Source organism: Brachyspira hampsonii, from assembly GCF_001746205.1.
GTDB classification, from domain to species: domain Bacteria; phylum Spirochaetota; class Brachyspiria; order Brachyspirales; family Brachyspiraceae; genus Brachyspira; species Brachyspira hampsonii_B.
This window is the reverse complement of the sequence record NZ_MDCO01000001.1, coordinates 129,589-142,183: the sequence shown is the minus strand read 5'-3', so window position 1 is coordinate 142,183 and position 12,595 is coordinate 129,589. Positions and strand designations below refer to the sequence as shown.

At 27.0% G+C, this 12,595-nt stretch carries 12 protein-coding genes; 7 read left to right on the top strand and 5 right to left on the bottom strand.

Annotated features, from left to right (window positions below; genetic code table 11):
* Nucleotides 1-195: 195 nt before the first annotated feature.
* The 4 genes from BFL38_RS00610 (at nt 196) to BFL38_RS00595 (ending at nt 4,889) form a co-directional block, all read left to right on the top strand.
* The gene (locus BFL38_RS00610; protein WP_069725237.1) at nt 196-2,034 is read left to right on the top strand and encodes a methyl-accepting chemotaxis protein; all 1,839 of its coding nucleotides are present in this window, start codon (nt 196-198) and stop codon (nt 2,032-2,034) included.
* Between the two features lie 232 nt (nt 2,035-2,266).
* Nucleotides 2,267-3,958: a methyl-accepting chemotaxis protein gene (locus BFL38_RS00605; RefSeq protein ID WP_256097162.1), complete on the top strand. Its 1,692-nt coding sequence runs from the start codon at nt 2,267-2,269 to the stop codon at nt 3,956-3,958.
* Nucleotides 3,959-4,107: 149 nt separating this feature from the next.
* A complete protein-coding gene (locus BFL38_RS00600) occupies nt 4,108-4,419 on the top strand; it encodes a hypothetical protein (RefSeq protein ID WP_008730285.1) in 312 nt (103 codons plus the stop codon).
* A gap of 167 nt (nt 4,420-4,586) precedes the next feature.
* A complete protein-coding gene (locus BFL38_RS00595) occupies nt 4,587-4,889 on the top strand; it encodes a hypothetical protein (RefSeq protein WP_069725236.1) in 303 nt (100 codons plus the stop codon).
* A 133-nt stretch (nt 4,890-5,022) separates the two neighbouring features.
* On the opposite strand, the gene BFL38_RS15300 is transcribed toward BFL38_RS00595, so the two are convergent.
* From BFL38_RS15300 to BFL38_RS00585, 3 genes are all read right to left on the bottom strand, one after another.
* Nucleotides 5,023-5,187 (bottom strand): hypothetical protein, encoded by a 165-nt coding sequence (locus BFL38_RS15300; protein ID WP_256097161.1) that lies wholly within the window; start codon nt 5,185-5,187, stop codon nt 5,023-5,025.
* A gap of 150 nt (nt 5,188-5,337) precedes the next feature.
* Nucleotides 5,338-5,664 carry a hypothetical protein gene (locus BFL38_RS15295; protein ID WP_256097160.1) on the bottom strand — a complete coding sequence of 109 codons (327 nt, stop codon included), beginning with the start codon at nt 5,662-5,664 and terminating at the stop codon, nt 5,338-5,340.
* A gap of 39 nt (nt 5,665-5,703) precedes the next feature.
* Complete coding sequence (locus BFL38_RS00585; protein WP_069725235.1) at nt 5,704-7,011, bottom strand: hypothetical protein; 1,308 nt, start codon at nt 7,009-7,011, stop codon at nt 5,704-5,706.
* A gap of 194 nt (nt 7,012-7,205) precedes the next feature.
* Between BFL38_RS00585 and BFL38_RS00580 the strand changes: the two genes are divergently transcribed.
* Complete coding sequence (locus tag BFL38_RS00580; RefSeq protein WP_069725234.1) at nt 7,206-7,721, top strand: hypothetical protein; 516 nt, start codon at nt 7,206-7,208, stop codon at nt 7,719-7,721.
* Between the two features lie 164 nt (nt 7,722-7,885).
* Entirely contained in the window at nt 7,886-8,419 is a 534-nt protein-coding gene (locus BFL38_RS00575) for a hypothetical protein (protein ID WP_069725233.1), read from the top strand.
* A gap of 116 nt (nt 8,420-8,535) precedes the next feature.
* Here the strand turns inward: BFL38_RS00575 and BFL38_RS00570 are convergent, their stop codons facing one another.
* Complete coding sequence (locus tag BFL38_RS00570) at nt 8,536-9,858, bottom strand: hypothetical protein (RefSeq protein ID WP_069725232.1); 1,323 nt, start codon at nt 9,856-9,858, stop codon at nt 8,536-8,538.
* 248 nt (nt 9,859-10,106) lie between these two features.
* Here BFL38_RS00570 and BFL38_RS15290 point away from each other — a divergent pair, with 248 nt between their 5' ends.
* Entirely contained in the window at nt 10,107-10,235 is a 129-nt protein-coding gene (locus BFL38_RS15290) for a hypothetical protein (protein WP_256097159.1), read from the top strand.
* Nucleotides 10,236-10,632: 397 nt separating this feature from the next.
* Here BFL38_RS15290 and mnmG read toward each other — a convergent pair whose 3' ends face one another.
* The gene (mnmG, locus tag BFL38_RS00565; protein WP_069725231.1) at nt 10,633-12,486 is read right to left on the bottom strand and encodes a tRNA uridine-5-carboxymethylaminomethyl(34) synthesis enzyme MnmG; all 1,854 of its coding nucleotides are present in this window, start codon (nt 12,484-12,486) and stop codon (nt 10,633-10,635) included.
* Nucleotides 12,487-12,595: the final 109 nt, after the last annotated feature.

The window sequence follows — 12,595 nt, the reverse complement described above, 5'->3', positions numbered from 1 at the left end:
TTTTTAATACTATTTAAGTTTTACATTATTAATTTTTAAATGTTTTATGTATTGAAGTATTATGTTAAGTTTGCCTTAGTTGTTATTTTTGTATTGGAAACTTTTTTATACTTTTTTCGTCTAATAGAGTATATGATAAAATTCTAATATAACAATCTTTAATATATTTTAAAAAACATTTTAGGATTTGTATTCATGAAAAAATTTAATAGCATATCAGTAAAATTACCATTAATTTTAAGTATAGCTACAGTTATTATATGTGCTTTTATAATTTTATCTTTGCTCAGTGCTTCTAGAAATGAAATATTTAGTTATGTTAATAAGTATGTAGAATCATCAGCAAATGGATATTGTAATTTTTTGGATAAAACTATAGAAGATCAAATATTACTTATGGAAAGCTATTCTAGTATGCCTGTTATAATAGATTATCTTAAGGATAATTCAGGTTGGATGGGAGCTACTGTTTTTATCACATTGCAAAAGGTTTTGGATAACAATGAATACATAACAAATGCATATATACTTTCTACTAATTCAAGTGTATTAACTTCATATAAAGGAAATGATGGAAAAAGCGGAATTAAAGTTTCTGATGTATATCCTGATTTATGGAATACATTTGTTTCCAGAAATTATAATGTTACTATAGCTAATACCATATATGAACATGATATGAATAATGGGTATGTACTTCCTATGTTATGTCCTATTTTTGATTATAATAATAATTTTTTAGGTGCTTTTATTGGATTTATAGATTGGTCTTTGATAATTAAAGATAGTTTAGAAAAATTTGGTAATACTTTTTCAAAGGATAATACTATTTTTATTATCAATAATGATAATGAGTTTGTATATCATAATATGGTTGAAGAGCTTAAGAATAAAATTGATATTAATATACCTTCAAATGAGAAATCCGGAATAGTAAAATATAATTATTTTAATATAGATAAATTAGCTTTTTTCAAGAAAATGAGTTCAATGCCTTGGACACTTGCAGATGGAATATCAGAATCATTAATTTATTCAGCACCTAGAAAAATGCTTCTTAATGGTATTATAATAGGTTTAATAGGAATAATAGTTTCTGTTTTATTTTCATTTTTTTATGTTAGAAAAACTATTAAGCCTATAAAGTATATAGTTAAAGAGGCTAAGGAAATATCTCTTGGTAATTTTGCTTTCAGTTCTAACATAAAATCAAGAAATGATGAAATTGGAGAATTATTGACTTCATTTTCTGATATGAGAAATAAATTCTCAGGTATGATAAAAGAGATATTATTATCTTCAAGTGAAATAACAAATGCAGCAAATGAGCTTTATCAAGGAACTGAGGACTTGTCAAAAAGAACAGAGTATCAGGCATCAAGTTTAGAGGAGACTGCTTCATCTATGGAGGAGATGGCTTCTACCATAAAGTCATCAGCACAAAATTCAGTTGATTGTAATGGAGTTATGATGGAATCTAAAAATGCAGTATCAGAAGGCGGAAGTGTTATAGCTGACACTACTAAAATGATAGAAGAAGTTTATGAGGCTAGTGCTAAAATAAAGGATATTACAAAAGTTATAGAGGGTATAGCTTTTCAGACAAATATATTAGCTTTGAATGCTTCGGTAGAGGCAGCCAGAGCAGGAGATCAGGGCAGAGGTTTTGCGGTTGTAGCAAGTGAGGTTAGAAACTTAGCTCAAAACTCTCAAGCATCAGCAAAAGACATCACTTTGCTTATAGAAGATATTTATGAAAAGATAAATAAATCAGCAGAAATGGCAAGGCACTCTCAGGAAATATTTACAGATATAGAAACTAAAATAGCAGAAACTTCTAAGATAATGAGTGATATAAGTCATACAGCAGTAGAGCAGGAGGCAGGAGTAGATCAGGTAAACACAGCAGTATCCAAAATGGACAGCATCACTCAGCAGAATGCTTCTTTAGTAGAGCAGTCTACATCAGCATCTAAATCTTTATTAGATCAGGCTAAGCATTTAGAAGAATTAATGTCATTTTTTAGACTTTAAATCACTTTATAATTGAAAATTAATAAATATTTTTTATATTGTTTTTTAATTATACATATTAAACTTTTTCTTAAGTTATTTATAATGATAAATTTATATTATAGTGCAATGTAATTGACTTTTTTTCTTAATTAAACTATACTATAGCAAATAGTGTTAGAGTGTTCTTATTACAAAATAACATACCTACTCTTTAAAATATTTAATAATTTTTTATTTATAGAGGTATTTTATGAAAAAGTTTAATAGTATAACAGTTAAAATTCCTTTAATTGTTAATATAGTTATAGTTGTATTGTCCTTTACAATTATATTTTCATCTATACAAATATCAAGCAAAGCCATAAATGAGGCTACATATTCTGGATTTCAAACTTCAGTTAATGGTTATTCAACTTTATTGGATACAATGCTTGAAGATCAGCTTCTTATAATGGATGCATATTCAAGAATACCGGCAATAATAGAATATATGCAGACAAAAAGTGAAAATGTCCGAGATAAAGCAATAAGTACTATGATAAATTTATTTGATAATAATGATTATATATTAACATTAGATTTGATAGATTTAGACGGTAAAGTAATAGAGGCTTATAATGGAGATAAGAAAAATGCTGGATTAGACATGGCTTCTACATATCCTCAATTATGGAAAGAGTTTGCTGACTCCGGATATGATCATGCTACTAGTGATATTATATATAAATCAGATATAAATAAAGGATTTGTACTTCCTGTAGTTCATTCTATTTATGATTTAGAAAATAATCTTATAGGAAGTTTTGTAGCTTTTATTGATTGGAGTAAAATAATAAATGATACTTTAAAAGACGCTAGAAATGAATTGTCTGATAAAAGGTCTATATTTGTTTTAAATGAAGAAGATTTGCTATGTGTATATCATAATGTAGACTCTACAATAGGTATTATACCTAATGCTTCATTAAGACCGCCTGCAGGACAGAATTCCGGATTATTTACATATAATTTTCAAGATATTGATAGAACAGCTTTTTTTAAGAAAATGAAAACTCAGCCTTGGATCATGATGGCAGGTATTACAGAAGATTTATTATATGCGGAAAGCAAAAAAATCACTATAATCGGAACATTATTAGGAATAGCAGGCATTATATTATCTTCTATAATATCTGGATTTTATATAGGTAAAACTATTAAACCTATAAAAAATATAGTTGATGAAGCCTATCAGATGGCTAAGGGTAATTTTGTTTTCAACTCTTCATTATCCAATAGGCATGATGAAATAGGAGAATTATCGAATGCATTTGATATGATGAGAAATAGATTTATAGAAGTGATTTCAGAGGTTCTTAATTCTTCTAAGGAAATAGCAAATGCCGCTTCAGAACTACATAAAGGAAGTGAGGATTTAGCAAGCAGAACAGAGTATCAGGCATCAAGTTTAGAGGAGACGGCTTCATCTATGGAGGAGATGGCTTCTACTATAAAGTCTTCAGCTCAGAATTCAGTAGATGGAAATGAAGTTATGATAGCTTCTAGAAATGCGGTAGTAGAAGGCGGAAGTGTTATAGCTGATACTACTAAAATGATAGAAGATGTTTATGAGTCTAGTGCTAAAATAAAGGATATTACAAAAGTTATAGAGGGTATAGCTTTTCAGACAAATATATTAGCTTTGAATGAAATCATTAGTCATACTAGAATAATATTTAAAAAAGAGGAATTAAAGATGATTAAATTAAGAATGTTTTTTATAGTTTATGAAAAGGCTTTAGACTTATTAGAAAAAAAAGAATATGAATATGCGGCAGATAAGTTTAAATCTTTACTTGAAATGCTAGAAAATAATAAAAGTGTTATAGAAGATTATGAGGAATTAAAAGAAAGCATTAATAATAATATAGCAGGATGTAAGCTATTTATGAAAGGGCTTTAATAAATAAGGGGCATTAAGCCCCTTATTTTTTGCCTTAATTTTAATAAATAAGTGAGAAAAAAAATAACTTTTTTTCGGAAAAGAACTTGCTATCTTTTGGAACAGAGTTATTGTCATCACATAAATAATTAAAAAATAGGAATTAAAAAATGATTAGATTAACAGAACAACAATTAATAAAAGAATTAGTTGAGTATGGTAAATACTCAAAAGAAGGTGCAAAAAAATTATCAAGATATTTTTTTGATAATGACATGGATAATTTATTAATATCTTTCTTAGGTTATCATGAGGATGAAGAAAATGGTATATATTGCGGATTAGATTTTGATAAAATAAATAACTCATTTGAAGAGATAAATAAAAATGATTTAATAGGTTTTATAAAACAACATAACAGTAACTTTAATAATAAAAATATAATAATAGAAACTAAAAATACTATAATATATAAGCATTAATAGGTATAATTATTATAAGGACTGCTAAAAACAGTCCTATTTTTTTGCCTTATTTTTTATAAATAAGTGAGAAAAAGTTTTATTTTCTGCGGAAAAGAACTTGCTATCTTTTGGAACAGAGTTATTGTCATCACATAAATAAATAATTAAAAAAGAGGTAATTAAAAATGATTAATTTTAGTTTGAATGAGATAATAGAAGGATTAAAAGAATACTACTCAGAAAAAGCAGCTGAATTATTAGCAAAATATTTATTAGAGAATGAGCAGGGTTCATCATTACCAATTATAGCTATATTAAATGAGGATAATAATGAATATGAAGTATCTATAGGTTATGATATTATCAGAGATTTTTATCAAGAGTTTGATACAGAGGGTTTTGTTAAATATTTAGAAGAGAATGAAAAATTGTATGGAGATGAGATATTAATTAGTGATGATAATTTAGTAATATGCTATATGGGATAATAATATAATAATTATATAAAATAAGGGGCATTAACGCTCCTTATTTTTTTGCCTTAATTTGTTAATTGATGTACAAAAAAATAACTTTTTTGCGGAAAAGAACTTGCTATCTTTTGGAACAGAGTTATTGTCATCACATAAATAAATAAGTAAAAAAGAGGTTATATATATAAGATGTTGATTCTGAAAGTGCTTCATCAAGCCAAACATCCATTTCTCTATTTCCATTAATTGCATTCATATTATAATTAATTAAATGCTGAAGTTCATGCATCATAACACCAAATACTGATTCCAATTCCCACTTAACATTTACATGAAGATATTCACCTCCTTATTCCATCTTTTCCATCAATCAAATCCATCTTAGAAAAATACCCTCCTATACTATTTCCATTTGTATTAATATCAGCCATTAAAAATATTATTTTTCCGTTTCTATCAAGATCTACGGCGCTCCATATATGCTTACTTCTTTTTCATAAGATTTTTCAAATTGAGTGAGAAAACTTCTTAATTGATCTCTCGTAATACTATATCCGTCTTCAAAATAAACAATAACATTTTGAGATTCTGCTAGTTTTTTGAACTTACTTTTAGTTTCAAGAGCTTTACCTGTAGAGTTATCAATCTTAAAAAAAGAAAAAGATTTAGTTTCTGTAGTGTCATAGTCATAATATATTATGCCGTTCACTTCTGAAGGTGCTGTAATCTTATTACCGCATGAAGAAATAAATATAAAAATAATCAATAAAAATATGTAATTTATTTTCATAGCAATTCCTTTATTAAATAATTTTTATGAAATACTATTTTATTCTTCTATTATATAATCTTTACTAAAAACTCTATCTATAAAATGATAGCCTTCAAGTGAGTTTAAATCAAGTGATTTATATTTCATTGAAGAGTTAAGCCCATTTACCTGAGGCAAATTAATATCTACAATATCTGCTTCATCAACATACCCCGCCTTTTTATTTTCAGAAGTATTTACTACAGCAGAAAAACCATTCCAACCCTGTCCGCTTAACTGCCTTGTCTTAGTTTTAGGATCAGAAGGAATAGAAAATGTATTATAAACTATCACTGATCTAGGCAATAATGGTATGCTTCCATTTTGACTTACACTTGGATCGCTTGGATTTATAGCAGAAATACTTACTCCGGGAAGATCCCCTTTACTTAATCCATCTATCCAATTAAGCATTACATCATTCATATTATCTCCAAGACCATATTTAGATGTAATACCTGTAAGTCTTTCTTCACTTGTTAATGAAGAACTAGAATATGCTATTTCTCTGTAAATATTATAATTTCCGCCTGTTTTAGTATTTAGCCAGTTCATAAATATAGATGCAGAAGAATAACTTATTATAATACCGCTTGATCCAAAGAGATTATTTCCATTATTTGATTGCATATACCAAGAATAAAAAGAATAATAAGGAGTTTTTAAGAAAGCGTCTTTTCTCAATTTTGTCAAATCCTCTGAAAATAAATAAGATGTTGATTCTGAAAGTGCTTCATTAAGCCAAACATCCATTTCTCTATTTCCATTAATTACATTCATATTATAATTAATTAAATGCTGAAGTTCATGCATCATAGTGCCAAGTACGCTATCAATGGAATCTTTAATATCAACATGCAGATACTCTCCTCTTTCTCCATTTTTTCCATAAAGTAAATCAGAAGGAGTAAAATATCCACCCAAACTAGGTTCATTAGGTTTTTTATTAATATTTAGAGAAGCCATTAAAAATATTATTTTTCCGTTTCCATCAATATCTGATGGTTCACCATATATTTCAACTTCTTTATGATAATACTCTTCAAATTTATTTATAAAGTTCATAATATAATCTCTTGTAATATCTTGTCCATCTTCAACATAAATAATAGTATTTTGAGATTCGGCTAATTTTTTGAAAGTGCTTTTAACAGTAATGTCAGTGTAAATGTTATGGTCCTTTTTTATAATACTATATTTCTTAGTTTCTGCAGTATCATAGTCATAATATATTATGCCATTACTTTCGGAAGGGGCTGTAATCTTATTACTGCATGATAAAATAAAAATAGATACAATAAGCAGCAATAAATAAATATTCTTCATAATTAATCCTCATATCTTTGTTTCATAATAATATAAATTATTAAAATATAATTTCAATATGAATTTATCAAATTGATTTTTTTAATATAGCAATAAAAATTATATATAAAAATGTTTAATTTTAATTAAATTTATTTTGCAATATATTTAGTAATAAGTTATCTTATTACAAAATTAATATTTAGGATATAAAAATGAATAAGAAATTGTTTTTAATTCTCTTTATTCTTATATTGGCGGGATTTTCTGCTATAGGATGTAAAAACAATAATACAAACCCAGATACAGGAACAGATATAGGAGAAAAATATCAGGGAACATGGTATCTTAATGCCGCAACAAAATTTGAGTTCTATCCTGATTCACCTCCTCTAGCAGCTCAAATAATTGCTGATTTTGAATCAATGCTTAATAGTGTATATCAAGATATGGAATTAATTATTAATACAGACGGCAGTGTAATTTTTGCTGGAGGTAAAATAGAAAAAAATAATATAATGAAAGAAGGAAGCAATAAATATATTATAACCCTATATAATGATAATGTATCTATGGAATATCTTATTGCAGAAAAATATGAACTTACTTTTAATGCAGATGGTACAGGAAATATGTCTATTTACATTATAATAAATGTAGGCGGCAATAATTATAATCTTTATTTGTTTAGAGATGGAACAATTACAGCAACAAAACAAAATGTTCAATAATCAGATAAAATTAATTTAATATTAAAAAATTAAAACCTGCTTTATATATTATATAGGGCAGGTTTTTTATTAATAAATTTAAAAAATGACAATAAATCAATTTTACAATATACCAATACTATATGTTATTTTTTAATATTAATATAAAATTTTAGGAGATAAAAATGAATAAAAAACTCTTTTTAACCCTTTTTATTATTTCTATTCTAGCATCTTTTTCTGCTATAGGATGTAAAAATAACAACACAAATCCAGATACATCTACAGGTACAGATATAGGAGAAAAATATCAAGGAATTTGGTATCTTAATGCTGCACCAAATTTGCAGTTTTCTCCTGAGGCTCCTGCTGCTGATATAGCAAATACATTAATTGATTACTTTAAACAAAGTTTTAATACACCTATTAAAAATGAACAATATACTATAAATTCAGATGGAAGCATACTTAATGGTCAAACAACAATTGAAAAAAATAAGATATCTAAAGAAGGAGATAATAAATATATTGCAGATTTGACAATTAATATACCTACTCCAAATCCAAGCATTAGTATAAGCGGATTAAAAGAAGCTTATACTTTTAATACTGATGGACAAACAGCTACTGCTGAATCATATATTATAATTAATATTGGAGGAAAATCTTATAATCTTTATGTATATAGAGATGGAACATTTACTAGAACACAACAGTAAACAGATAATATTAATTTAATTAATATAAAAACCTGCTTTATATATTATATTTATATATAGCAGGTTTTTTTATCAAAATTGTTAAACAAATATTATAATTTTTATAAAATACTATTTTATTCTTTTATTATTATATCATATTCACTAAAGACTTTATCTATAAAATAATCGCCTTCAAGTGAGTTTAAATCAAGTGATTTATATTTCATTGAAGAGTTAAGTACATTTACCTGAGGCAAATTAAGACTTACAATATCCGCTTCATCAACATATCCTACATTTTTATTTTCAGAAGTATTTACTACAGCAGAAAACCCATTCCAAGCCTGTCCGCTTAACTGTATTCTCTTAGTTTTAGCATCAGCAGGAATAGAAGATGTATTATAAACTATAACTGATCTAGGCAATAATAGTATGCTTCCATTTTTACTTATATTTGGATCATTTGGGCTTATGGCTGAAATACTTATTCCAGGAAGCTCCCCTTTACTTAATCCGTCTATCCAATTAAGCATTACATCATCCATATTGTCTCCAAGACCATATTTAGATGTAATACCTGTAAGTCTTTCTTCGCTTGTTAATGAAGGATTAGAATGTGCTATTTCTTTAAAAATTTCATAATCCCCGCCTGTTTTAGTATTTAGCCAATTCATAAATATAGATGAAGAAGAATAACTTATAAGAATACCGCTTGCTCCAAAGATATTATCTCTATTATTATTTGCATATCGCATATACCAAGAATAAAAAGAATAATAAGGGGTTTTTAAGAAAGCATTTTCTCTTGATTTTACAATATCCTTTGAAAATAAATGAGATGTTGATTCTGAAAGTGCTTCATTAAGCCAAATATCCATTGATTTATTTCCATTAAATACATTCACATTATAATTGATCAAATGCTGAAGTTCATGCATCATAACGCCAATAACTTTATCAATACCATAAGTAAAATCTACATGGAGATATTCTCCTTTTACTCCGTCTTTTCCATAAAGTAAATCTTTAGGATCGAAATACCCTCCCATATTCCCACTATTTGGTTTTTTATTAGTATTTAAAGAAGCCATTAAAAATATTATTTTTCCATTTCCATCAATATCTGAATGTTCTCCATATATTTCAAGTTCTTTAGGATAATACTCTTCAAATTTATTTATAAAGTTCATAATATCAGCTCTTGTAATATCTTGTCCATCTTCAACATAAATAATTGTATTTTTTGATTCAGCTAATTTTCTGAATGATTCCTTAACGAATATATTATATCCAGTATTATGATCTAGCCTATAAAAGCTATATTGCTTAGTTTCTGCAGTAGAAGGATCATAATATGTTATGCCATCCATAGTTTCTGAAGGGGCTGTAATCTTATTACCGCATGATACAATAAAAATAGATACAATAAATAATAATAATAAATAAATATTTTTCATAATTAATCCTCATATTTTTTATTTTAAAATATAATAAGTAGCAATTAATTTACAATATATTTATTAAAAAATCAAAATGATAAGTAATATAAATTGAAATTTTTATTATTTATATTTAACTTTATCTATATATAGTTCATAGTTTTACAATAAAATAATAAATTTATGAAAAAAATTTCTTCTTCTTTTTTCATTTATTAATTATTTTTTATTTATATATAATAATTAATAAATGAAAGGCTGTTAAAATGAATAAAAAATCATTTCTATTATCTATAATGTTAGTTAGCTTTTTGACTGTAAGCTGTAAAAATAACAATAAAGACCCAAATAATACTAATAAAGTATTGAACAGTATGCATAAACTTGGATTTTAAACGGTACAGTTTTCATCGATCCTGAACAACAAATACATGGACAAGTTTGGACTATAAATGAAGACGGTTCTATAACTACAGAAAATGCTACTATACCAAAAGATCAAATACAAACTACATCTAATAATGTATATACAATAAAACAAAATGCAAGTGATAGCGGCATTGGAATTGAAGGGGAAATGATATAACAATAACATTTAATGATAATAATTCAGCTGATATAAAAGTAACAATAACTCCTAATTCCCAAGGACAAAGTATGAGTCTTGATTTTGTGAAAGGAACTTTAACAAAACAGACTGCTGCTGCAAATTAATATTTAATAATTAAATAATGAAAAAACTGCTTTATAAATATTATAGAGCCGTTTTTTTATTATATTAGTTACAATAAATTATTTCTTCTTGTTTGTAAGAGCAAGTATTAGAATATGCACAACTGATTTATCTACTTCTGGTATTCTTAGTGCCTGCGATATATTATAAGGCTTATACTGTTTTAATTTGTTAATGGCATCTATCTTGACACTTTTTAAACTAGAATAATCAAAATCTTCAGGTATAAGCATGTTCTCATATTTTTCAATGTCTTTTATTTCATTTAAATATCTTGCAATATAGCCTTCATATTTAATAGCTATTTCTGCATTATTCAAAACATCTTTATTATACTCATCATCTATCAAATAAACAAGCATATCAATACCGCATTCAGGACGCTTTATTATAGAAGATAATGTCATGCTTCTGTATTCTTTAGCCTCTTTTGTAAATCCCAAATCTTCTGCTTCTTTTTGAGTTAATGTTCTTTTATTTAAGTATTCTACAAGAATTTGAGTTTTTCTTTTTTTGTCTCTTACTTTATCAAGCCTTTCTTTACTTGCAAGCCCTATATTATAAGAAAGCTCAGTTAATCTTTCATCGGCATTATCCTGTCTTAAAAGCATTCTATGTTCTGCCTGAGAAGTAAACATTCTATGAGGTTCTTTAGTTCCTTTAGCAGTTAAATCATCTATTAAAACACCAATATATCCGTCGCTTCTTTTAAGTATAAACGGATCTTCTTTTTTAATTTTTAATGCAGCATTTATTCCAGCCATTAAACCCTGACAAGCAGCCTCCTCATATCCGCTTGTTCCATTAATCTGTCCTGCTAGAAATAATCCTTCAATTTTTTTAGTTTCAAGCGTAGGCTTTAATTCTATAGGGTTCACATAATCATATTCTACTGCATAAGCAGGTTTTAATATTTTCACCTCTTCAAGTCCTTTCAATGCTCTTATCATCTTTATCTGCACCTCTTCCGGTAAACTTGAAGAGAAACCATTTATATAAACTTCATTAGTTCTGTAGCTTTCTCTCTCTAAATGAAGCTGATGTCTTGGTTTATCTGCAAATCTTACAACCTTATCCTCTATACTAGGGCAATATCTAGGACCTATTCCAGTAATAACCCCGCTGTACATTGGAGATAAATGTATATTGTCTTGTATAAGTTTATGAATATTAGTGTCAGTATATGTTATATAGCATGGTTCTTGAACTATATTAATACTCTCATCTAAAAAAGAGAAAGGTACTATTTCCTCATCGCCTTTCTGAATCTCTAATATATCAAAATTAATAGAATTATAATCCACTCTTGCAGGTGTTCCTGTTTTTAATCTTCCTACTTCAAAACCTAAAGCCCTTAAATTATCAGAAAGCCCTATAGCAGGAAGCTCTCCTATTCTTCCAGCCTGTTTCTGATATGTTCCTATATGAATAAGACCGTTTAAAAATGTTCCTGTAGTAAGTATTACAGCTTTGCATTCATATTCTCTGCCTCTTTCTGTTTTTAAACCTTTAAGTACATTATTTTCTACTACTATTTCTGTTACTATATCCTGATGAAGTGTGAGATTATTCTGAGCATAAAGAGTTTTAGCAGCTTCTTCTTTATATGCATATTTATCTGCCTGAGCTCTTGGTGCCCATACGGCTTTGCCTTTGCTTCTATTAAGCATTCTAAACTGCATCATAGTTTTATCTATTAAAAGCCCCATCTCTCCGCCTAGTGCGTCTATCTCTTTAACAATAGTGCCTTTAGCAACGCCTCCTATAGAAGGATTGCATGACATTTGTCCTATAGTATCCAAATTAATAGATATAATTAAAGTTTTCATTCCTAGTCTTGCTGATGAAAGTGCAGCTTCTATTCCAGCATGTCCAGCACCTACTACTATAACATCGTATTTATTATTATCCATATATAATATTCTCATTAAAAAAATTTAATTTTTATTAAAAAGATAATATATTAAAAACTTTTAATTGTCAAAGGAATATTTTTAATACTAGTTTAAAAATTTAATAACC